Source organism: Kribbella ginsengisoli (assembly GCF_039537185.1).
Taxonomy (GTDB): Bacteria; Actinomycetota; Actinomycetes; order Propionibacteriales; family Kribbellaceae; genus Kribbella; species Kribbella koreensis.
This window is the reverse complement of record NZ_BAABAA010000015.1, coordinates 58441-80091: the sequence shown is the minus strand read 5'-3', so window position 1 is coordinate 80091 and position 21651 is coordinate 58441. Positions and strand designations below refer to the sequence as shown.

Annotated in this window: 26 protein-coding genes; 9 read left to right on the top strand and 17 right to left on the bottom strand. The window is 68.7% G+C overall.

Annotated features, from left to right (window positions below):
* From ABD768_RS36385 to ABD768_RS36365, 5 genes are read right to left on the bottom strand one after another with little or no spacing between them, the layout of a single operon-like run.
* Positions 1–591: a hypothetical protein gene (locus tag ABD768_RS36385; RefSeq protein WP_343983414.1), complete on the bottom strand. Its 591-nt coding sequence runs from the start codon at positions 589–591 to the stop codon at positions 1–3.
* 10 nt (positions 592–601) lie between these two features.
* A complete protein-coding gene (locus ABD768_RS36380) occupies positions 602–1240 on the bottom strand; it encodes a hypothetical protein (RefSeq protein WP_344848541.1) in 639 nt (212 codons plus the stop codon).
* A gap of 9 nt (positions 1241–1249) precedes the next feature.
* Positions 1250–1978, bottom strand: a complete 729-nt coding sequence (locus ABD768_RS36375) for a hypothetical protein (protein WP_344848538.1) — start codon at positions 1976–1978, stop codon at positions 1250–1252.
* A gap of 59 nt (positions 1979–2037) precedes the next feature.
* Positions 2038–2349, bottom strand: a complete 312-nt coding sequence (locus ABD768_RS36370; RefSeq protein ID WP_344848535.1) for an AzlD domain-containing protein — start codon at positions 2347–2349, stop codon at positions 2038–2040.
* On the bottom strand, positions 2346–3032 hold the full coding sequence (locus ABD768_RS36365; protein ID WP_344848532.1) for an AzlC family ABC transporter permease: 687 nt from the start codon (positions 3030–3032) through the stop codon (positions 2346–2348). Before ABD768_RS36365 ends, ABD768_RS36370 begins: the two co-directional genes overlap by 4 nt.
* A gap of 68 nt (positions 3033–3100) precedes the next feature.
* Between ABD768_RS36365 and ABD768_RS36360 the strand changes: the two genes are divergently transcribed.
* A complete protein-coding gene (locus ABD768_RS36360) occupies positions 3101–3655 on the top strand; it encodes a helix-turn-helix domain-containing protein (RefSeq protein ID WP_344848529.1) in 555 nt (184 codons plus the stop codon).
* Here the strand turns inward: ABD768_RS36360 and ABD768_RS36355 are convergent.
* Positions 3652–4482, bottom strand: a complete 831-nt coding sequence (locus ABD768_RS36355) for an SAM-dependent methyltransferase (protein WP_343983396.1) — start codon at positions 4480–4482, stop codon at positions 3652–3654. The genes ABD768_RS36360 and ABD768_RS36355 overlap by 4 nt on opposite strands.
* Positions 4483–4647: 165 nt before the next feature.
* Between ABD768_RS36355 and ABD768_RS36350 the strand changes: the two genes are divergently transcribed.
* The 3 genes from ABD768_RS36350 (at position 4648) to ABD768_RS36340 (ending at position 7834) form a co-directional block, all read left to right on the top strand.
* Positions 4648–5523 carry a helix-turn-helix domain-containing protein gene (locus ABD768_RS36350; RefSeq protein WP_343983393.1) on the top strand — a complete coding sequence of 292 codons (876 nt, stop codon included), beginning with the start codon at positions 4648–4650 and terminating at the stop codon, positions 5521–5523.
* Between the two features lie 125 nt (positions 5524–5648).
* Positions 5649–7238, top strand: coding sequence for an LCP family glycopolymer transferase (locus ABD768_RS36345; RefSeq protein WP_343983390.1), 1590 nt, complete (start codon positions 5649–5651; stop codon positions 7236–7238).
* Positions 7239–7282: 44 nt separating this feature from the next.
* Positions 7283–7834 (top strand): mycothiol transferase, encoded by a 552-nt coding sequence (locus tag ABD768_RS36340; protein ID WP_343983387.1) that lies wholly within the window; start codon positions 7283–7285, stop codon positions 7832–7834.
* Position 7835: 1 nt separating this feature from the next.
* Here ABD768_RS36340 and ABD768_RS36335 read toward each other — a convergent pair whose 3' ends face one another.
* Positions 7836–8525 carry a hypothetical protein gene (locus ABD768_RS36335; protein WP_343983384.1) on the bottom strand — a complete coding sequence of 230 codons (690 nt, stop codon included), beginning with the start codon at positions 8523–8525 and terminating at the stop codon, positions 7836–7838.
* A 66-nt stretch (positions 8526–8591) separates the two neighbouring features.
* On the bottom strand, positions 8592–9359 hold the full coding sequence (locus tag ABD768_RS36330; RefSeq protein WP_344848525.1) for a DUF6585 family protein: 768 nt from the start codon (positions 9357–9359) through the stop codon (positions 8592–8594).
* 130 nt (positions 9360–9489) lie between these two features.
* On the opposite strand from ABD768_RS36330, the gene ABD768_RS36325 reads away from it, so the two are divergent.
* Positions 9490–10098, top strand: a complete 609-nt coding sequence (locus ABD768_RS36325) for a TetR/AcrR family transcriptional regulator (protein WP_344848522.1) — start codon at positions 9490–9492, stop codon at positions 10096–10098.
* 145 nt (positions 10099–10243) lie between these two features.
* Positions 10244–10717 carry a hypothetical protein gene (locus ABD768_RS36320; protein WP_344848519.1) on the top strand — a complete coding sequence of 158 codons (474 nt, stop codon included), beginning with the start codon at positions 10244–10246 and terminating at the stop codon, positions 10715–10717.
* A gap of 47 nt (positions 10718–10764) precedes the next feature.
* Here the strand turns inward: ABD768_RS36320 and ABD768_RS36315 are convergent, their stop codons facing one another.
* A complete protein-coding gene (locus ABD768_RS36315) occupies positions 10765–11928 on the bottom strand; it encodes an acyl-CoA dehydrogenase family protein (protein WP_343983371.1) in 1164 nt (387 codons plus the stop codon).
* Positions 11929–11991: 63 nt separating this feature from the next.
* On the opposite strand from ABD768_RS36315, the gene ABD768_RS36310 reads away from it, so the two are divergent.
* Positions 11992–13329 (top strand): UDP-glucose dehydrogenase family protein, encoded by a 1338-nt coding sequence (locus ABD768_RS36310; RefSeq protein WP_344848518.1) that lies wholly within the window; start codon positions 11992–11994, stop codon positions 13327–13329.
* Positions 13330–13340: 11 nt separating this feature from the next.
* Here ABD768_RS36310 and ABD768_RS36305 read toward each other — a convergent pair whose 3' ends face one another.
* The 3 genes from ABD768_RS36305 to ABD768_RS36295 form a co-directional block, all read right to left on the bottom strand.
* Positions 13341–14561 carry an MFS transporter gene (locus ABD768_RS36305; RefSeq protein ID WP_343983365.1) on the bottom strand — a complete coding sequence of 407 codons (1221 nt, stop codon included), beginning with the start codon at positions 14559–14561 and terminating at the stop codon, positions 13341–13343.
* 75 nt (positions 14562–14636) lie between these two features.
* A complete protein-coding gene (gene purE, locus ABD768_RS36300) occupies positions 14637–15140 on the bottom strand; it encodes a 5-(carboxyamino)imidazole ribonucleotide mutase (protein WP_343983362.1) in 504 nt (167 codons plus the stop codon).
* A 9-nt stretch (positions 15141–15149) separates the two neighbouring features.
* On the bottom strand, positions 15150–16322 hold the full coding sequence (locus tag ABD768_RS36295; protein ID WP_344848516.1) for a 5-(carboxyamino)imidazole ribonucleotide synthase: 1173 nt from the start codon (positions 16320–16322) through the stop codon (positions 15150–15152).
* A gap of 163 nt (positions 16323–16485) precedes the next feature.
* On the opposite strand from ABD768_RS36295, the gene ABD768_RS36290 reads away from it, so the two are divergent.
* Together ABD768_RS36290 and ABD768_RS36285 are read left to right on the top strand one after the other, a co-directional pair.
* Positions 16486–17052, top strand: coding sequence for a GtrA family protein (locus ABD768_RS36290; protein WP_343983355.1), 567 nt, complete (start codon positions 16486–16488; stop codon positions 17050–17052).
* 224 nt (positions 17053–17276) lie between these two features.
* Positions 17277–17813 carry a hypothetical protein gene (locus ABD768_RS36285; protein WP_344848514.1) on the top strand — a complete coding sequence of 179 codons (537 nt, stop codon included), beginning with the start codon at positions 17277–17279 and terminating at the stop codon, positions 17811–17813.
* A 54-nt stretch (positions 17814–17867) separates the two neighbouring features.
* On the opposite strand, the gene ABD768_RS36280 is transcribed toward ABD768_RS36285, so the two are convergent.
* The 5 genes from ABD768_RS36280 to ABD768_RS36260 all read right to left on the bottom strand — a co-directional run bounded on the left by ABD768_RS36280 (position 17868) and on the right by ABD768_RS36260 (position 21590).
* Positions 17868–18305: a YybH family protein gene (locus ABD768_RS36280; RefSeq protein WP_344848513.1), complete on the bottom strand. Its 438-nt coding sequence runs from the start codon at positions 18303–18305 to the stop codon at positions 17868–17870.
* Entirely contained in the window at positions 18302–18913 is a 612-nt protein-coding gene (locus tag ABD768_RS36275) for a TIGR03086 family metal-binding protein (protein ID WP_344848512.1), read from the bottom strand. The genes ABD768_RS36280 and ABD768_RS36275 overlap by 4 nt, the downstream gene beginning before the upstream one ends.
* A 92-nt stretch (positions 18914–19005) precedes the next feature.
* The gene (locus ABD768_RS36270; protein WP_344848511.1) at positions 19006–19701 is read right to left on the bottom strand and encodes a hypothetical protein; all 696 of its coding nucleotides are present in this window, start codon (positions 19699–19701) and stop codon (positions 19006–19008) included.
* Between the two features lie 9 nt (positions 19702–19710).
* Positions 19711–20361: a response regulator transcription factor gene (locus ABD768_RS36265; protein ID WP_343983343.1), complete on the bottom strand. Its 651-nt coding sequence runs from the start codon at positions 20359–20361 to the stop codon at positions 19711–19713.
* A complete protein-coding gene (locus ABD768_RS36260) occupies positions 20349–21590 on the bottom strand; it encodes a sensor histidine kinase (RefSeq protein ID WP_344848510.1) in 1242 nt (413 codons plus the stop codon). The genes ABD768_RS36265 and ABD768_RS36260 overlap by 13 nt, the downstream gene beginning before the upstream one ends.
* Positions 21591–21651: the final 61 nt, after the last annotated feature.

Sequence of the window (21651 nt, the reverse complement as noted above, 5' to 3'; positions counted from 1 at the left end):
TCAGCCGCCCTCGGGCGAGTAGCCAGGGAACGTGGCCGGCGGCTGCGGACCCGGGGGCGGTGCGGTAGGCGCTGGAGTCCGGCGACGGAGGAAGAAGAGGACCAGGAAGACGATGGCCAGGACAGTGCCGACCAAGAACGACGCAATGGCGGCCAGTACCGCGTACGCAAAGCCGGTCGGCGTACTGCGCGGACCCAAGGCGTAGACGGCGCTGGTCTCCTTGTCCGTGCAGGTTGCGATGTAGTCGCCCGGTGGGACTCGGTCGCGCGAGCGGGCGACGACGTACCAGATGTCGTTGTCCACAGTGAGCGTCTCGGCCTGCGCCGGCGGTACGAGCTCCAGTACTGCGCCGTTGTCGTCGCGGACGTCGCAGGGCGCACGGAGTACCGGGATCGACGAGTAGACCGTCAGACCGGCCTGGTCGAGGTGGACCGTCCCGCTGTCCGCCCACTGCGGTTCCTGCGGCAGCGTATGCACCACGCGGTTGACGAACAGCCCGGTCAACGCCAGACCCGCAACAAAACAAGCGATTGCGAGCCAAAGCAACGTCTTGCGCTGCGGCCCCGCCGGCTGCCCGGGATAGACGGTCACGCCCCGAACGCTAGCTGCCATCCGGCCGACCCGGCCTCTCGGCCGGGTGATAGGTGATCGGCGGATAGTCCGGACGAAGCTCGCCGAGGCCCCGCCCACCGGGAGTCAGATCGCCCGGCGGCGGGTTGCCCGACGGTGTGGTGCCCGGTGGTGTGGTGCCCGGTGGCGGAGTGTTCGCCGCTCGTCTGCGGCGGATGCCGACGGTCAGCAGCCACGTTCCGAGGGCGAAGAAGGCGAGCAACGAGAAGACGACGCCGAGAAGTCCGCCGATGAAGGTCACGAAGGAGCTTCGTGGGCTGACGGCGTAATCGACACCGGCCGCAGTGGAACGGCAGCTGATCCGGAACTCGCCGGCCGGTACCGGCTTCGTCGACCGCGCGAACAGGTACCAGTACCGCATGTCAGCCTTCGCCACCTCACCGTCGCCCGAGGTGGTCAGCGGCACATCGACGCCATCCGCTGTCTTCACCTCACAGGTCGGCGCGGCCTCGTCCACCGACGCCCACAGCATCAGCCCGTCGCTCGACAGCTGGACGACCTCGGTCTCGAGTGGCGTCGGTGTGCTCGGCACGTTCTTGACCACCAGCACAGCAAAGAACCCAGCCAGCAGAACCCCCACCGCGACGCTGGCGATCGCAAGCCGCTTCATAGCCGAACGCTAGCCCCCGTAAGGGCCGTCCTGAGGTCTGTCCTGAGGCCGGTCTTGCGGGCGGTCCGGGTTGGGACCGGGGTTGTAGCTACTGGGCGGCGGATAGCCGGGGAAGTTGCTGCCGCCGTACTGCGGATAGCCACGCGGCTGCGAACCGGGCTGCTGGTAGCCGGGTGGACCGGACTGCGGGTAGCCCGGCGCCTGCGGATAGCCGGGTTGCTGCGGATAGCCGGGTGGTGGGTTGTTGCGGAGGGTGTCGCGTTTGCGGCGGCGGGCGCCGGCTGCGAGGAAGATCGAGCCGAGGGCGATGGCGCCGATCAGGGAGAAGACGGCACCCAGGATCGCCAGCACAAAGGTGAGGATCGACATCCGCGGTGCCGCGGAGAAGGTCACGTCGGTCTCAGCGGCGAGGCCGACCGGGATGCAGTTGATCGCGTAGTCGCCGGCCGGTACCGACTCAGCCGAGCGGGCGATCGAGTACCACTCACCATCGTTGATCTGCAGCGACGTGGACTCGTCGGACACCAGCGGCACGTCGGCCCCGTCCGGCCCCTTGACCTCGCACTCCGCCTGCACGTGGTCCTCCGACGCCCAGAGCGTCAGCCCCGGCTTGGACAGGTGCACCAGCCCGCCCTCGATCGGCTTCGGCGTGCTCGGCAGGTTCCGCAGGATCAGCGCGCCGAAGAACACGACCAGCGCCGCGCCGACGACGAAACAGGCGATCCCAAGACGTTTCATGGCCGAACGCTAACCGCAAAAGCCCGTTCGACGGTACGCCGAGCAACCGCAGAGCCCGTTTACGGTACGCCGAGCAGCCGCAACCCCGCCGCCGTCGCGGCCGCAGCGACGACGACGAGCACGAACGGCGCCTTCCGCCAAGCCAGTACTCCGCCCACCAGCACCCCCGCCGGCCGCGCGATCCCGGCGTCGCCATGCCCGTCCGTCAACGCAGCCGTCGCCACCAACGCGGCCAGCAACACGATCGCGGCAGCCGCCATCACCTGCTGAGCCCGCTCGGGCAACTCGAAGCGGGTCCGCAGCAACGGTCCCGCGAGCCGCAGCGAAAAGGTGCCAACGGCAAGTACGAGGATCCCCGCCAGCAACATCATCCGACCGACTCCAATGCCTGCTTCTCAGCGCGATAGAACAGCAACCCCACCAGCGCGAACAGCACCGGCAACCCAGCCGGCAGGAACGGCGTCGCCACCAACGCGACCACCACCCCGACCGCCGCAGCCTTCCGCGTCGACCGATCGCGCAGCGCCGGCAACACCAACGCCAGCAACACAGCAGGAAACGCAGCATCCAGCCCGAAAACATCGGTATCCGTGATCACAGACCCAGCCGCCGCACCGATCAGCACCCCGATGTTCCAGCAGACGAAGATCCCGATCCCACACGCCCAGTACGCCGCCCGCTTCTGCCGCAACTCGTCCTGCCCGAGCGCGAAGGCGACGTTCTCGTCCGTCATCAGATGCGAACCCGGCAGCCGTCGCCACCCGCTGCCGATCACATCGCTCAGCGCCAGCCCGAAGGCGACATGCCGCGTATTCACCAGCAACCCGGCGATCGTCGCAGCGATCGGACTGCCCCCAGCCGCCACGATCCCGACGAACAGAAACTGCGAGGCCCCCGCAAAGACGAGCAGCGACAAGGCCACCGGCACCCACAACCGCAGTCCCCCGCCGACGCTGATCGCGCCGTACGAGAGCCCGACCACGCCGTCGGCCAGACAGACCAGCCCGATGTCTCGCAGTAACCCGCGATCTACTGTTCGCCATATCGAACGCATGAAGTTTATGATGAACAGATCACAAGCGTTCGTCAACCCGAACACCTGGACCGATGGAGCGAACACCGATGGACAGCAAGGCACCACTCGACGTGATCGCGGCCTCGTTGCGGGCAACCCGGGGCAGGAGCGGCCTGTCCCTCACCGAGGTCGCCAAGCGCGCGGGCGTGGCGAAGTCAACCCTGTCCCAGCTGGAGTCGGGCACCGGCAACCCGAGCGTCGAGACGCTCTGGGCGCTCTGCGTCGCCCTGGAGATCCAGTTCGCCGACCTACTCGAACCCCCACGCCCGAAGGTCCAGGTGATCCGGGCGAACGAAGGCCCGGCGATCTACTCCGAGCGCTCGGACTACAGCGCCACCCTGGTCGCGGCCAGCCCGCCACACGCCCGGCGCGACCTCTACCGCATCGTCGTCGCCCCCGGCCCGGGCCGTGAGTCGCAGCCGCACATGCCGGGCACGGTCGAACACGTAGTACTCAGCACTGGTCGTGCCCTGATCGGCCCACTCGAGGACCCGGTCGAGCTGCACCCCGGCGACTACATCGCCTATCCCGGCGACGTAGCCCACCTCTTCAAGGCACTCGAGCCGAACACCACCGCAGTACTGGTGTCGGAGACGTCCTAGTTCTTGCGGGCGATCCCGCCGGCGATGCACTCCTCGATCTGGCTGAGCGGCTTCACCCGCGGGCCGTCCGGCCACCACTCGTCGCACAGCACCAGGCCCGGCTCGACCATCTCCAGGTCGCCGAACATCTCGGCGATCTTCTTGTGGGTGCGGAACAGCCCGCTGCCCATCGGGCTGTGGGTGAACCGCTCCTCCAGCGCCCGCGCGGTCTTGGCGTGGGCCGGCGTCTCCGGGTCGAGGAAGTGCGAGATCACCACGTACGAACCCGGCGCGAGCGCCTCGGCGTACTGCCTGATCAGGTCGGGCGCGTCGTCGCCGAGGTAGTGGTGCAGCGTGCCGTTCTGGATCAGCGCGATCGGCTTGCTGAAGTCGAGGAACTCCTTGACCCCGGGCGCGTTCAGCACCTCGTCGGGCTTGAAGATGTCGGCGCTGATGAACAGCGTCTGGTCGTTCTCCTCCAGCAGCGCGCGGCCGTGCGCGAGCACCACCGGGTCGTTGTCGATGTAGAGCACCTTCGCCGTCGGCTGCAGCCGCTGGACGATCTGATGCGTGTTCTCCGCGGTCGGCAGGCCGGAGCCGCAGTCCAGGTACTGCGTGATGCCCGCCTGACCGGCCAGGAACCGGCAGGCGCGGACCAGGAAGTTGCGGTTGGACCAGGCCAGGTCGGTCACCTGCGGGGCCACCGTCGCCACCTGCCGCAGCACCTCGCGGTCGATCTCGAAGTTGTCCTTGCCCCCCAGGAACGCGTCGTAGACACGTGCGATGCTCGCTCGCGTCGTGTCCACCCCGACCGGGACCTGGCTCGGGGACTTCGGGGCATCGGACATGAGCGACCTCGCAGATCGTCGGCAGAACACGCTGTTGGGAGTGACCCTACTAACAGTAGGGGAACGATTCCAGTTGGTGGGGGCGCGTCGGCCTGCCCCGGCCTGGCCCGAATCGTGAAATGATCCAAGCTTGCGTCGGGTGGACGAGTACAGGGAGGACGGGCGGTGACGGAGCAGGGCACGCCGGGCGGGCCGACCGCGCTGCGGATCATGCTCGGCGCCCACCTCCGCCGGATGCGCGAGCAGGCCGGGATCAGCCGCGCCGACGCCGGCTACGCGATCCGCGGCTCCGAATCCAAGATCAGCCGGCTCGAGCTCGGCCGGGTCGGGTTCAAGGTCCGTGACGTCGAGGACCTGCTCAGTCTGTACAAACTCGCCGACGCCGACGAGCGCGCCCGGCTGATCAACCTGGCCAAGCAGGCGAACAACCCGGGCTGGTGGCAACGCTACGACGACATCACGCCGAACTGGTTCCACTCCTACCTCGGGCTGGAGATGGCCGCCGAGCTGATCCGTACCTACGAGATCCAGTTCGTGCCCGGCCTGCTGCAGACCCCGGACTACGCCCGCGCGGTGACCCGGCTCGGCCGCGGCGAGCGGCCGTTGCCGACGGCAGAGATCGAGCGGCTGGTCGCCCTGCGCAAGACCCGCCAGCAAATCCTCGAAGGCTCGTCGCCGACCAGGCTCTGGGCGATCGTCGACGAGGCCGTGCTGCGCCGCCCGATCGGCGGCCGGGCGGTCCTGCGCGCGCAACTGGAGCACCTCGCCGAGATGTCCCGCCTGCCGAACGTGACGCTCCAGATCCTGCCGTTCGCCTCCGGCGGGTACGCGTCCACCGGCGGCGCGTTCACGCTGCTCCGGTTCGCCGACGCCGACCTGCCCGACGTCGTCTACATCGAGCACCTGACCAGCGCCGTCTATCTGGACAAGCGCGAGGACCTGGACGAGTACGTGATCACCATGGACTCGCTGTCGATCGCGGCCAGCACGCCCCGCAGGACCCAGGAGCTGCTCACCGAGATCACCAAGACCTTCACCTGAAGTGATCCGGCGTGCACGATCGGTCAGCCAATGTCAGGGGTTGGTAAACCGACAACCAACTGCCCCCGGAGTACGTCATATTGTGTGCGCCCAACTCTCCCTTGGACGGAGTTGTAGACACACCGATGTCGAGTGATCAGCAGGAGCCGGAACCGACGACGCATCGCCGAGCCAGGCGCGCGGCCCCGAGGCGACGAGCCGGCCGGCCACGCCGGACCCGTGCCGTCCTCGGGCTGACGCTGCTCGGATCCGTGATCCCGGGCACCGCCTACCTGTTCGCCGGCCGGAAGAAGCTCGGCGCGGCGGTGCTGACGATCAGCGTCAGCCTGCTGGCGGTGGCGGGCTACCTCGGCCTCACCCAGCGCAAGCGGATGCTCGAGTTGGCCGTGGCACCGGATCAGCTCCGGTACGTCACGTTCGGACTCGTCCTGCTCGGGGCGCTGTGGATCCTCGTCATCATCACGTCGCACCGGGCACTGCGGTCGGGCGTCGCGACGCCTGGTTCACGGGTCGGCGGCGCGCTCCTGGTCGGCCTGCTCAGCTTCGCGGTCGCAGTACCGACGGCTCTCGGCGTACAGACCGCGCGGACCCAGCAGGATCTCGTGCAGACGGTCTTTGCCGGAGGCAACAGCAAGAGCGCGACCCGGCCGACGATCAAGAACAAGAAGGATCCGTGGGCCGGCAAGCCGCGGCTCAACGTGCTGATGCTCGGCGCCGACGACGGTGCCGACCGCGACGGCGTCCGGACCGACACCGTGATCGTGGCGAGCATCGACACGGTGACCGGCAACGTCTCGCTGATCTCGCTGCCGCGCAAGCTGACCTTCATGCCGTTCCCCGAGGGCACCAAGCTGCACGACGCCTACCCGGACGGGTTCGGCAAGGAGGGCATCAGCCTGCAGGAGCGGCTGGAGTGGATGCTCGACGCGATCTACAAGAACGTGCCCGAGCAGCAGGGCGACGACATCGTCGGGCCGTCCGACAACGTCGGCGCCGACATCCTCAAGCTGTCGGTCGGTGAGGCGATCGGGCTGAAGCTCGACTACTACGTCCAGATCAACCTGGCCGGCTTCACCCAGCTCGTCAACGCGCTCGGCGGGATCACCGTCAACATCAACTACCCGATCCCGGTCGGCGGCAGCGACGACGACAAGCGGCCGCCGAACTACTACCTCAAACCCGCGCAGAACAAGCACCTCTGGGGTCTCGAAGCACTCTGGTACGCCCGCGGCCGGTACGGCATCAAGAACCCGGACGACGCCCGCAGCGCCCGCCAGCGGTGTGCCATCCACGCCATCGCGCAGGCCGCGACGCCGCCGAACCTGCTGAAGAGCTACACCAGCCTGGCCAAGGTCGGTAAGAACATGCTGCGGACCGACATACCGCAGGAGCTGCTGCCGGCCTTCCTCGAGCTCGCGCTGAAGATCAAGTCGGCGAAGGTGTCCGAGGTGCCGCTGGACGGGCATGCGCTGAAGTTCGCGTACCTGCACCCGGACTACGACGGCCTGCGCGCGACCGTTGCGGCGGCGCTGGCGGCCAAGCCGGTCTCGACTCCGACCACGCCGGCCACGTCCGGTACGCCGAAGCCAACCGGGAAGCCCACCCCGGGGAAGCCGACCAGCAAGCCGACGACGAGCAAGCCCTCGACGCCGACCAGCGCGGCCCCTGCCGACCTCGCGAACGCCTGCGAGTACCACCCGGTCACGACGCCCTGATCATCCGGAAGTAGATCGTCCGGGATCAGACCTACCGTGGCCGTATGGACTCCTGGGAACCACCCCTCGCGGGCACTGAGGCGGAACAGCTGATCGGTGCCCTGGAACGCTTGCGGACGACGTTTCGCTGGAAGGCGGACGGGCTCGATGCGGCCGCCCTGCAGCAGACCGTCGGTGCGTCCTCGTTGACGATCGGCGGGCTGCTCAAGCATCTCGCCGTCCAGGAGGACAACATGTTCACCGTGAAGTTCCGGGGTGAGCCGATCGGCCCGCCCTGGGACACCAGCGGCTGGAACGGCAACAAGGACTGGGAGTTCGCCTCGGCCGCTGCCGACTCCCCACAGACCCTGTACCGCCTCTGGGACGACGCGGTCGCGCGCGCCCGGGTGACGGTCACGGCCGCCTTGGCCGACGGAGGACTCGACCAGCCCGCCGCCATCACCTGGCCCGACGGGCGGCACGCCAGTCTCCGACGGCTGATCTGCGACCGGATCGAGGAGTACGGGCGGCATACCGGTCATACGGACCTGCTGCGCGAAGCGATCGACGGCCGGGTCGGCGAGGATCCGCCGTACGGGTGGCGACCGGTCAGCTGAGCTACTTGAGCAGGCCGACTCCGAAGGCGACGACCAGGACCGAGATCATCAACGCCGACACGGATTCCGCCGCCATCAAGAGCTTCGCGCGCGGGGTGAGCGGCATCGTGTCGGTCGGGCTGAAGGCCGACGAGTTGGTGATCGAGACGTAGAGGTAGTCGACGAACCCCGGCACCCAGCCGGCCTTCTCCGAGGACCGGCGGGCGACCTCGGCGATGGCGTCGTGATCCTCGTCCTGCGGGAACCTGAAGTCGGCGTCCGGCAGGTTCGGCCGCTTGACCCGGAACCGCGACACCGGACCGCCACGATCCAACTCCCAGAACGCCAGCGCGAAGACGAGCACATTGGTCAGCCACACCTGCCCGCCCGCCGCCAGCAACTGCCCTCCCGCAGTCGCCTCACCGGTCACCAGCGAATGAATGAGCTGCACCAGCGCCGCGAGATTCGTCACCGCGATCAACAACACCAACGCGATCGAAAGCCTGCGCAGGAAGCGATTCTGCCGACTCATCCGCCGCGGATTGGCCAGCACCAACGGCACGAACAGCGCCAGCTCCAACCCCGGCACAACGAACCGCGGCCCCAGCTGCATGGCGCTCGGCAGTACGGCGTACAACAAGATCGCCCCCACCACCGCCACAGCAGCCGGCAACCGCGTCTCCCCCGGATGCGCCGACGCCTGCACGCTCACAAGCTCATCAATCGGCCGTTTGCCACCACCATGCTCCAAGCAGAACACAGTCCGCGCGGATTGCCGCTATTTCCGCGAGCTCAGACGCAGCTCCAGTAGGGAGTAGAACACGTAGTAGTTGGGGATCTGGCTGATCTGGCTGAGCACTTTCCCGCGCTTGCTCCCCTTCGTCCTGAGGTAGAGCTGGCCGTTGGCCACGTACGCGGTCTCGACCTGCGCCCAGGGGGTCAACTTGCCCTTGGCGCCGACCAGGTCCCAGCTGATGGTGAGATCGCCGAACACCAGCGTGTCCCCTTGCCGGAACCGGACAACCGCTCCGGGCAGCTGCGCGACGGTCACGGCCTCCTGGATGGCAGGCCCCCAGGCGTCCACGGCGGTATTCCCCTCATGCGATCCCTCGATCGTGGCCGCGGCTCCGTCAGGTCCGACCACCCGGTACGAGAAGCTGGTCTGACTGACCGCGCCGAAGTCCGCCGTCTGCTTGAGGATGCTCTGTCGCACCTGCATCGAGTCCCAGCGGAAGGCCGACACCTGTCCGCGATGATCGACGAAGGTCATGCCGTGCTCGAACAGGTCGAGCCGCACCCTGCCCTTGTGAGCGGCTTTGTACGCCGCCCGCACGGCCCACCAGCCGGCTCCGATGGCCAGCGGCGTGAAGACGACCGACAAGAACGCGGGTCCGTCGGCCAGCAGCGACCCGAAGCCGAAGACTCCGCAGAGGACGGCCGTCACGCTGAGGATCACCCACCCCGACGAATGCTCCCTCGGCAGGTGGGTGGCCCGGTGCTCGCCCAGCCGCGCGTGGGCGACCGCCGCACTGATCCGGTCAGACAACGGAGTCCTCGTTTCCTCGGCTTACCTTGAGGCGTGAAGGTAGCAGACCTTACCTTGAGCAGGCAAAGTAGATCGCCGGAGGATGGAGATGCGCCATGTACGCGGCTGCGGCAACTAGAATCCCGGAGCTATGGCGTCCACTCGTATCCGCAGAACACCTGAGGAGTCTCGCCGGGCGATCCTGCAAGCAGCCGAGGAACTTCTCGTCGAGGGCGGACTCGACGCCGTCACCGTCCGCGCCGTCGCCAAGCGGATCGGCATCACCGACGCGGGCGTCGCGCACCATTTCGGCAGCCGCCAGGATCTCCTCGTCGCACTCCTGCGGCACGGCGGCCGCCGGATGCGCGCCGCGATCGAACAGGCGGTCGCCGAATGGGCCGACAGCCAGGCCGATGTCAACGGCCTGATCCGGACCATCGCCCGCGTCTACGATCAGGGGTACGCCGAACTCGCCGTCGCGCTCCATGCGGCAGGCTGGGAAGACCCAGGAGTGGGATTCCTGGAGCCGGTCGTCCAGATCCTGCACGCCACCCGGACCCGAGCCGGGCGGCCGGGACCACTGGCCGACACCCGGCTGGCCGTGGCCGCACTCCATCAGGCGCTCGCGCTAGACGCCACCTACGGCCCCGCCTTCCGCCGCAGCGCGGGAATCAGCGAATCCGCCGCCAACCGGCCGGGTCCCCAGCGAACCTGGTGGGCCAACACACTCCGCACCACCCTCGGCCTACCGGACGACTGACAGCGGGTATGGCGGTCAGTTCGCGACCGGCACGGTCACCGCGGTTCGCCGGGGTGACCTGTTCACAGTCGAGCTGGCGGACGGTACGACGTACCGGGGTCGACGGATCCTGGTCACCACCGGACTGACCGACGTACTACCTGAGGTGACCGGTCTGACCGCCCAGTGGGGCAAGGATGTGCTGCACTGCCCGTACTGCCATGGCTGGGAGGTCCGAGACCAGGCCATCGGCGTGCTGGCGACCAGTCCGCTGGGTATCCACCAGGCACAGCTGTTTCGGCAGTTGAGCGACGATGTCACGCTGTTCCTGCACACCGCACCAGTACCGACCGACGAGCAGTGGGAAGAGCTCACGGCGCGCCAGATCCCCGTCGTACGAGGCATGGTCGAGCAGGTCGAGGTAGCGGACGGCCGTCTGACCGGTGTCAGGCTGGCGAGCGGCGAGGTCGTTCCACGCGACGTCCTCGCGGTCCAGCCCACTCTGCGCGCCAAAGCGAGCTTCCTGACCGAGCAAGGTCTCGCGGTGACCGCTCAGGAGGTAGCCGGGCTCGTGTACGGCGATGCGCTCGTGGTCGACGCCAAAGGCCAGACAGCGGTGCTGCGATCAACGACGATCTGATCGCCGAAGAGACGCGCCTGGCCCTCGCCACGCGAGCAAGGTGACGGTCAGCTGATGCCCTTGAGGAGCTGGCGGGCCATCACGATGCGCTGGACCTGGTTGGTGCCTTCGTAGATCTGGGTGATTTTGGCGTCTCGCATCATGCGTTCGACCGGGTAGTCGTGGGTGTAGCCGTAGCCGCCGAGGAGTTGGACGGCGTCGGTGGTGACGGCCATGGCCACGTCGGAGGCGAAGCACTTGGCGGCGGCGCCGAAGTAGGTGAGGTCGGAGTCGTTGCGCTCGGAGCGGGCGGCCGCGGCGTACGTGAGCTGGCGGGCGGCTTCGATCTTCATGCCCATGTCCGCGAGCATGAACTGCAGGCCCTGGAACTCGGCGAGCGCCTTGCCGAACTGCTTGCGCTCCTTGACGTAGCCGAGCGCGTAGTCGAGCGCTCCCTGGGCGATACCGAGCGCCTGGGCGGCGATCGTCACGCGGGTGTGGTCGAGGGTGGCCATCGCGGTGCTGAAGCCGGTACCGGGGTCGCCGATCATCCGCGACGCGGGGATCCGCACGTTGTCGAAGTACACCTCGCGCGTCGGTGAGCCCTTGATGCCGAGCTTCTTCTCCGGGGCGCCGAAGGAGACGCCGTCGTCGGCCTTCTCGACCACGAAGGCGCTGATGCCCTTCGACCGCTGTGCGGGATCCGTCACAGCGAAGACCGTGTAGTAGTCGCTGACGCCCGCGTTGGTGATCCAGCGCTTCACGCCGTTCAGCACATACCCATCGCCATCGGCGACGGCGCGCGTCTTCATCGACACCGCGTCCGAACCCGCCTCGGGCTCCGACAGGCAGTACGAGAACATCGCGTCACCGGCCGCCACCGGAGGCAGGTACTGCTGCTTGACCTCCTCCGACGCCGACAGCAGCAACGGCAGCGAGCCGAGCTTGTTCACCGCGGGGATCAGCGAGGTCGACGCGCAGGCGCGGGCGACCTCCTCGATCACGATCACGGTGGCCAGCGCGTCCGCGCCGGCGCCGCCGTACTGCTCGGGAATGTGCGGGGCATGGAAGTCCGACGCCTTCAGCGCGTCGTACGACGCCTTGGGGAACTCAGCGAGCTCGTCCACGTCACCGGCGTTCGGGGCCACCTTGGCGTCGCAGACGTCGCGGACGGCCTCCCGGATCGCCTGGTGCTCCTCCGACAGGGCGTACAGATCGAATGAGTTACTCACGAGTATCAATGTACGCCATGAGCCCGTCACCGGGCGATAACCGCGATCGGTAGAGTCCCCCGCATGACTGAAGGCACTGCGCGACCGCTGCGGATCGCGGTGATCGGCACCAACTACCTCGGCGCCAACACGGCCGCGGGAATGGCCGAGTTCGGCTTCGACGTGATCGGCGTCGAGATCGACGAGCACCGGCTGAAGCTGCTCAACGACGGCAAGGCCCCGCTGTACGAACCCGGCCTGGACCCGTTGCTGAAGAAGCACACCGACTCCGGCCGGCTGCGGTTCACCAAGGACTACACCGAGATCGCCGACTGGGCCGACGTGCACTTCATCTGCGTCGGTACGCCGCAGCTCGAGGGCAGCGATTCGGCCGACCTGGCCCAGGTCCACTCGGTCATCACCATGCTCGCCCCGCTGCTGACCAAGCCCACCCTGGTGGTCGGCCGGTCCACCGTCCCGGTCGGTACGTCGAAGATCGTCGAGGCACGCTTCCACGCCGAGGCGCCGGCCGGACGTCAGGTCGAGATCGCCTGGCAGCCCGAGTTCCTGCGCGAGGCCCACGGGGTCGACGACACGCTGCAGCCGGACCGGCTGGTGTTCGGCGTACAGTCCGCCGCCGCGGAGGCCAGGCTGCGTGAGGTTTTCGCCCGGCCGATCGCCGGCGGCTCGCCGGTCGTGGTCTGCAACCTGCCCACCGCAGAGATCGTCAAGGGCGGCGCGAACGCCTTCCTGGCAACGAAGATCTCCTTCATCAACGCGCTCGCCGGACTCGCCGACGCGACCGGCGCGGACGTCACACTGCTGGCCGACGCGCTCGGCTACGACAAGCGGATCGGCCGCGGCATGCTGAACGCCGGCCCCGGCTACGGCGGCGGCTGCCTGCCGAAGGACCTGCGCTCGTTCATGGCCCGGGCCGGTGAGCTCGGCGTGGAGGAGATCATCACGCTGCTGCGCGAGGTCGACGACATCAACCAGCACCGGCGCGCGCGGATCGTGGACGTGGTGCACGAACTGCTCGGCGCCGAGTGGGTCGGCAAGAACGTGACCGTGCTCGGCGCGGCGTTCAAGGCCGGTACGGACGACGTGCGCGACTCACCCGCGCTCGACATCGCCGGCCGGATCCAGCTGCACGGCGCGACCGTCACCGTCTTCGACCCCGAGGCGATGGACAACGCCCGCAAGGTCCGGCCGACCTTCCGGTACGCCGACTCCGCCGCCGACGCCTGCGACGGCGCGCATCTCGTCCTGCACCTGACCGAGTGGCCGGAGTTCCGCGAACTCGACCCGGCCGCGCTGCGGGGAGTCGTCGAGGCACCGATCGTGGTCGACGCCCGGCTCACCCTGGACGCGCAGAAGTGGCGCGACGCGGGCTGGATCTACCGCGCGCCGGGCCGCCCCTAGGCCCTGGGGCTTTACGCGACCGTCGCGTTCCGCAGGACCGGGCGGGTGAGGGCGAACAGGCCGATCGCGGCCGACAGCACGCCGATGCCGAGACAGACACCGGTGATGCCCACCCCGTCCAGGTCCGCGAAGCTGCCCAGTACCGGGTTCATCACGACGAGCGCGAGGCTCTGGCAGAGCACGACCACGGACTGCAGGCGGGACTGGTACTCACGCTCGACCGAGTTCATCAGCAGCGGCAGCACGTGCCCGGTGAAGGTGCCGACGCCGATACCGCTGACCACGCCGGCCAGGAAGGTCAGCGGTAAAGGGTCGAGCGCCGAAAGACCGAGCAGGCCGACACCGGCCAGGATCAGGCCGAGCGCGGCGAAGATACCAGGCCGGGCGAAGGCGCCGCGGGCAAGGATGCGCAGCGCGATCACGCCGACGCCCAGGCTGCGGCTGGCGACCAGCAGACCGGCGGTCGACGCGCTCCAGCCGTGATCTCTTGCCAGCAAGGGAAGCAGCAACGCGTCGAGTGGCATCAGCAGGCCGGCGGCCAGCGTCATCGTGATCAGCAGTGCCCGGGTGAGCGGCCGCCCGAAGGCCACCTTCACGCCGTCCACGATCGACCGGAACATCCCGGTCCGCGGCCCGGTGGCCCCCGCCGGCGTGTTCCGCAGCGCGAGCAGCACGACGATCATCACGGCGAACGTCAGCGCGTCGAAGCCCGCCGCGGCCGTCAGTCCCGACCAGGCGACCAGCACGCCGCCGACCGCGGTACCGGTGACTGCGAAGACGACACCGGTGACCTGGAAGCTGGCGAGGGCGCGTGGGATCAGTTCCGGCTGCACCAGCAGGCGAGGCATCGAGCGTGACGCCGGCAGGAAGAACGCGTCGATGACTCCGACGACCAACGCCGTGACCAGCAGCAAGCTGATCGGCTCACCGATCGCCAGGGTGGTCGGGACCAGCGCGGTCGTGACCGCGAACATCGCGATACAGCTGGCCAGCAGGACCTTGGGTGCGCCGTACCGGTCGCCTACCGCGCCGCCGATCAGCAGCAGCACCGCACGCGGCGCCGCGGCCACCAGAAGCACCAGTCCGGCGACCTGGCCGCCGTGCCGGCTGGCGGACCAGCCGATGGCGAACGTCATCGTCAGATCGCCGAGCAGGGACACGACAGCACCGAACAGCCAGATCCAGTAACGGACCGGGATGCGCTGCGTATCCGGTTCTGCGGGCGGAGTCACGATCGACGACCTTAGACGACGTTGGTTGGAATCTCACGGCTACCCGCCCCAGGCCTGTGGAAAACCGTAAGAGGTTCAGCTTTTACGCAGCTCTGCCGCGCCATCACGCACAGTACTGCCCTTCGCCCGCGCCACCTCGGCCAGGTTCTCCTGGAACGCGGTCATCTTGGTCAGCAGCTGCTCGTCGAACGCGGCGAGAATCCGGACCGCCAGCAGTCCGGCATTACGAGCGTTCCCGATCGAGACCGTGGCAACCGGAACCCCGGCCGGCATCTGCACGATCGACAGCAGCGAGTCCATCCCGTCGAGATACTTCAACGGCACCGGTACGCCGATGACCGGCAGCGGCGTGACGGACGCCAGCATGCCCGGCAGGTGCGCCGCGCCACCGGCCCCCGCGATCAGCACCTTCAGGCCCCGCTCGTGCGCGGCCTTTCCGTAGTCGATCATCTCGACCGCCATCCGGTGCGCCGACAGAACATCTGCCTCGAAGGGCACGCCGAACTCGACGCAGACCTCGGCGGCCGCCTTCATCGTCGGCCAGTCCGAGTCCGACCCCATCAGGATTCCCACGGTCATACTGTTCGCCTATTCGTCGATCGTGCCGGTCAGGTACGCCGCCGCGTGCCGCGCGCGCTCGCGGACCTCGGCCAGGTCATCGCCGTACGCCGTGACGTGGCCCACCTTGCGGCCGGGCTTCACGGACTTGCCGTAGAAGTGGACCTTGAGCCCCGGGTCGCGGGCCATGCAGTGCAGCAGCCCGAGATGCATGTCCTCGACGTCGCCGCCGAGCACGTTCACCATCACCGTGTACGGCGCCCGCGCGGCCGGTGAGCCGAGGGGCAGATCCAGCACGGCGCGCAGGTGGTTCTCGAACTGGCTGGTGACCGCGCCCTCGATCGACCAGTGCCCGGTGTTGTGCGGCCGCATCGCCAGCTCGTTCACCAGCAGGCGGCCGTCGCGGGCCTCGAACATCTCGACCGCGAGGATGCCGACCACACCGAGCTCGCCGGCGATCTTCAGCGCCGTCTGCTGCGCGTGAGCGGCCTTGTCGGGGTCGAGGCCCGGCGCGGGAGCGGTGACCTCGACGCAGATGCCGTCCCTCTGGACCGACTCCACGATCGGGTACGCGACCGCCTGGCCGTGGGGGGAACGGGCGACGATCGCGGACAGCTCGCGGACGAAGTCGACCTTCTCCTCGGCCAGGATCGGCACCTTGGTGGCGAACGCCTCGTCGACGACCGGGTCCTCGGCGCTGGTACAGACCCAGACGCCCTTGCCGTCGTAGCCGCCGCGGGTCGTCTTGAGGATGATCGGGAAGCCGCCGATACGCTTGGCGAAGTCCTCGATGTCGGCCTTGGAGGCGACGACCTGGTGGGCCGGGGCGGGGGCGTCGATGGTGTCGAGGCGCTGCCGCATCACCGCCTTGTCCTGAGCGTGCACGAGGGCGTCGGGGCCGGGGCGGACCTTGACTCCCTCCGCTTCGAGCGCTCGCAGCAGCTCGGTGGGTACGTGCTCGTGGTCGAAGGTCACCACATCGGTCTCGGCGGCGAACCGGCGTACGGTCCCGGGGTCGCGGTAGTCGCCCACGGGGGCGTCGGCGACCGCCTGAGCGGCCGAAACGGTCTCGCCCTCGGCCAGGACGCGCAGCTGGATGCCCAGCGCGATCGCGGACTCCTGGGTCATCCGGGCCAGCTGGCCGCCGCCGACCATGCCCACGACCGGGGTCCCTACCGGCAGGTCTTCACGCTTGAACTTCACGGGTGGAGCCTAATGTGCTGACCTGCTCCCGCCTGGGGCGGGCCGATCGGGTCACTCTTAGGGATGACTTTTCGCGCTGGATTTCAGCGTCGGACTGCTGGCCGGGTACCTTGGAAACTGCCCTCACCCAGAAGTCCGTGTTCACAGAGAGTCTCCAGGACCGTTGAAGATCGTCACAACGCTGTACCGCCAGGTGGAGCACCTGGTGCACGAAGTGGCCAAGTTCGGTCTGGTCGGACTGCTCGGCATGGTCGTCGACCTGCCGATCTACAACTGGCTGGTCTTCGACAACCCGCTGATCTTCGGTACGCCGGGTGACGGCATGCTGCACCACAAGCCGCTGACCGCGAAGTTCATCTCGGTCACCATCGCCACGGTCGCCACCTACCTCGGCAACCGGCACTGGACCTGGCGGCACCGTGAGCGCACCGGCCTGCACCGCGAGTACGTCCTCTTCTTCGTCCTGAACGGCATCGGCCTGCTGATCGCCGCCGGCTGCCTCGGCTTCTCCCGCTACGTGCTGGACCTCCACAACGCGCTGGCCGACAACATCTCCGCCAACGTGATCGGCCTCGGCCTCGGAACCCTGTTCCGCTTCTGGTCCTACCGCAAGTTCGTCTTCAAGGAAGAACTCGCCCTCGACGAAGCCGAACACCAGCACCCGAAGGCCCCCGACACCCCCGCAGCCCTCGACGCCGACAACACCGGCGACCTCCCCGCTGTCCGCTAGCCCCGTCGTTCCCCACGCCAGCTCGCTGCTCGCTCCGCCGTCGCGCGGCTGCGAGAGTAGGCACCCCAGCCCCGGCAAGCCGGCCTCGTTGCGCGGTAATCCCTTGCGCTGGGATCGTTGAAGAGCCCAGCTATCGCCTCCAACCGGGCGACCCGCATCCCCCAAGCTTTGCCACAAGCTGCAATTCGCCACTTGCCAGTGCGTGGACGGGCACTGTGCATTCCATGCGCAGATGGCTCACCGGGATCCTGTCCGGACTTCTGTACGGCGTGCTGTTCGGGGTGGGCACGCACTATCTGATGCACCTCAGGTGGAGCGCGGCGTTGATCGCCGGCGCGGCGAGCGGTCCACCGTTCGGGGTCTTGATCGCGCTCGTTAAGCGGCGAGGGGATCGCGCGCTGTCGTCGCTGCCCGGCGACTTGACCCGCAAGGAACGCCAGGCTGCTGTCCGGGCTGCTCTGCGCGGGCCCGTCCCTACTGACCCAGCGATCCGGGCAGCGGCCTTGGACTACGGACGACGGCAACTGGACCGGTATCGGACCCGCTGGATGCGAGTACTGCTGATCCTGATGCCGATCCTGTTCGTACTGCTCGCGGTCTCGACCCTTCTCGACGACGATCGCCCGTGGTGGAGAGCCATCCCCCAGCTCCTCGGCGCCGCCGCCTTCGGCGTCATGGCTTTCGAGCGCCGCCGCCTCCGCCGCCGCGTCGCTGAGTTGTCAGCTGCCGACAACACCGGCGACCACCCCACCATGCGCTGACCGTCGCGCTCCCACGCCGGCGGGCCCCAGTTGCTCCGGAAAGAGTGGGTTGGGTCAGTTATTCGCGAGGCGGCCGGAGAGTAGGTTCGCGGTGTCGTCGATCGGGTCGGCGTGGCGGTGGACGATCTTCCATTCGCCGTTCTCACGCCGGAAGATCGTCGTACTGCGGAGCAGGAACGACGACGCCTCCGAGCCGTCCACCGACGCGGTGCTTCGTTCGATCGCGAGCAGGTAGGCGAAGTCCTCGCCGACGTCCGCCGCCACCACCTCCCACTCACACGAGCTGCAGCCGGAGAAACGTGCGGCGAGCTCCTCGAACATGGGAGCGACCTCAGCCCACCCGGTCGGGCTGAACGCGGCGCCGTAGACGGTGACCGGATCGGTGTGCGACCACAGAGCGAACCGCGGTGCGGCGTCGCCGTTGAGCAGCGCCGTCTCGGCCTCGTGAATGCGTGGCATCATCGCGGCGAGGAACTGCTGGGTGTCGTTCATCGGATCTCCTCGGTGTTCGGGTGGCGGCCGAGCCGGTGGAGCAGCTGGTCCTGCGGTGACGCGTCCGGGGACACGTCGGCGGACGTCGTCGCGAACGTGTCTTGCCGCGGGCCGAGATCGAGATCGAGCGAGTAGGCCAGCAAGAAGGCGACGACGTCGTCGGGAAGGGTCTCGTCCGCGCCGATCGCGCGGGCCAGGTCCCAGGCGTGGATCGCGGCGTCGAGGATCCGCATCGACAGCAACTCGGCTCCGGACCGCTCGCCGATCACGTGATGGGCAACGCGGTCGAGTGCGCCGTCCTCGTGAAAGCAGGCGACCATCCGGTCCGCGGTCGCCACGAACGAGGCCAGCGCGTCGTCGCCGAGGTGGTCGACCGACCGCGTGGCCTCGACCCGATCGGTCGGGGCGCCGTGGAGCAGCAGCTGATAGCGCACATTGGCGCCGACGACATGATCGACGAGCGCGCGGACGTCCCACTCGGTGCAGAGCGTCGGCCGTCGCCAGTCGCCAGGCCCGACGAGCCGGAGTCTGCGAGCGAATTCCTCGATGGCGACATCGAGCAGTACGAGAGTCTTCGCGGTGCCGGCCATGTCTGTCATGCCTGTCATGTTTCGCCTCCGCCGATCCCGCCGGCAGGGTTCGCCATCCCGGTCTGTCCGGGAAACCATCCCGGTCGGAGTACGAGTGCGCACTGCCATCCTCACCAGCTGCCCTGGAGGAGTAGCAGGAGGCCTGGGTTGGGGTTGGCCACGGTGGTGACGTTGGCTGCTACGACCAAGAGGGCGGCCACGGCCGGTACTGCCGTGAGCAGGACGAACAAACGGCGCCGGCGCCACGCCACCACCGACAGGCCGATGAGGACGACGGCCAGGAGGCCGGTCAGGATGCCCTTGAAGACGTGCCAGCGGACGTACTCGGCGAGCATCACGTCCAGCGCCGGCGACAGCGGGCCGTTCGCGAGCTGATCGCGGGCCTGGGACACGATGGCGGCCACATCGTCCGCGGGGGCGGACGCCAGATTCGGCAGCAGCGTGCCGAAGGGCGACACGACGCCCTGGACGTTGAGAATCAGCAGAGCAGCCGCGACGAGGGCGAGTGCCCCGATCGGCACCCGGAACCGCTGGAGCCGGACAGCCAGCGTCACCAACACGGTGACTAGCAACGTACCGATCACCACCCGCACCAGGTGGTAGTGGAACTGGTGGTCGACAAGGGGCTGGAGATCGGGTGGGAAGCCGTTACCGCCGCCCGAGGCCCAGTAGGCGCCGAAAGCGCGCGGGAAGGCGTCACGCCGGTCGGGGCCGACTAGCGGCGGCGCGAGGAAGAACGCCGCGGTCAGGACAACGGCCATGGTGAAGAGCCCGGCGTCACGCCGCCGGGCAGTGGTGCTGATCAAGGGATGCTCCTAGTCGGATCGGCTGCGCAGGTACGCGAGCACGGCGAGGACCCGCCGGTTGGTGTCGTCGCTGACCGGCAGGTTCAGCTTGGTGAGGACGTTGCCGATGTGCTTGGCGACACCGGCCTCGGTCAGGGAGAGGATCCGGGCGGCCGCCGCGTTCGAGTGCCCCTGCGCCATCAGGGCGAGGACCTCCCGTTCGCGGGCCGACAGCTGCTTGAGCGGGTCGCTGCGGCGTTGCATGAGCTGCCGGACGACCTCGGAGTCGACGACCGTGCCGCCCTCGGCCACCCGGCGCAACTGCTCCGCGAACTCGGCCACGTCGCCGATGCGGTCCTTGAGGAGGTACCCGATGGACCGGCCGGTACCTGAGGCGAGCAGCTCCTCTGCGTAGCTGTGCTGCACGTACTGGCTGAGGGCGACCACCGCGAGGGCGGGATCCTCGGCGCGCAGCGCGACGGCGGCCCGCAGCCCCTCGTCGGTGAAGTCCGGCGGCATCCGGACATCGGTGATCACGAGATCCGGTCGGTGCTCGGTGACCGCGACCCGGAGCGCGGAGCCGTCCCCGACCGCAGCGACGACCTCGATCCCGAACCGGGCCAGCATCGCGCTCAGCCCCTCTCGGAGCAGTACCGAGTCCTCGGCGATCACGACGCGCACGGCAACTCCACCCGCAGGATCGTCGGGCCACCGGCAGGGCTCGAGATCAGCAGCCGGCCACCGGCCGCGGCGGCCCGGTCCGCGAGCCCGGTCAGTCCGGATCCACGGTCGGGGTCGGCGCCGCCACCGCCGCTGTCGCGGACCTCGACCAGCAACAGGGCTGCCTCGCGTCGGGCGGTGACGGTGGCCTCGGTCGCACCGGAGTGCTTCACCGCGTTGGCCAGCGCCTCGGAGATCGCCGCGTACGCGACCCATTCCACGGTGGCCGGGAAACGCGACGAGGCGACGTCGACGCGTACTTCGAGGGAACTCGAGGCGGCCAGCTCCTCGACGGCCGCCCGCAGGCCCAGCTCCCGCAGCGTGCGGGGGCTGATGCCCCGGATCAGATCACGGAGCTCGGCCATCAGCGCCTTGGCCTGGTCGTGCGCGGACGACATCGCGGCGGCAGCCGGCGACGAAGGCGGCAGATCGAGGCGGGCCATCCCGATCTGCATGGTCAGGGCGACCAGGCGCTGCTGAGCGATGTCGTGCAGGTCGCGCTCGATCCGCAGGCGCTCGGCATCGAACGCGTTCATCAGCCGGGTCCGGGACCGGCCCACTTCGACCAGTTCCTCGGACGGCTCCGGACACAGCAGCATCCGGGCCAGCGCGGCGTGCGCTCCGCCGAACAGCGCGGTCAGGTAGAGCAGTACCGGGATCAGTACCAGCCCCAGACCGGCCCGCCCGACGATGCCCGACATGGAGTCCATGACCGAGATCCGGTGGTCCACCGCGATCGGTGTCGAGACGACGATCAGCCCGATGACTCCGAGGGCCCCGAGCCACAGCGGGCCGACAGCGCCGAGCAGCACCAGATACGCCACCGCTCGCCAGGTGGCCAGGTCGGTGTAGCGGTCGCCGCGGCTCCCGGGGCGCAGCGGGGCATCGCCAACCAGCCGCAGTCGCCACCGCTCGGCGCGGGCCACTGAGAGCGCCAGCCGGGGGCCGAGCAGCGCGAGCAGGCCTACCCCGACGAGCCCGAGGCCGGCCGCCAGGATCAGATAGCTGTCCGTGCGCCCGGCGGAGAGCACCACCACGGCCGCGAACACCGGAGTCAGCGGCACGGCCAGCAGGAGCCACAGAAGGCCGGAGGCCACCGCAGTGGTGGCGGAGTAGGCGAACCCACGCCAGGGCCAGACCGAGACCAGGAACCGTCGCCCGGTCACTGCCCGAAGCAGCGTTGCTGTCATGCGCCCAAGTTAGGCGCCCGCCCGCAACCTCCGACAGCGCGCTGGTTGGACTCCTGGGGTA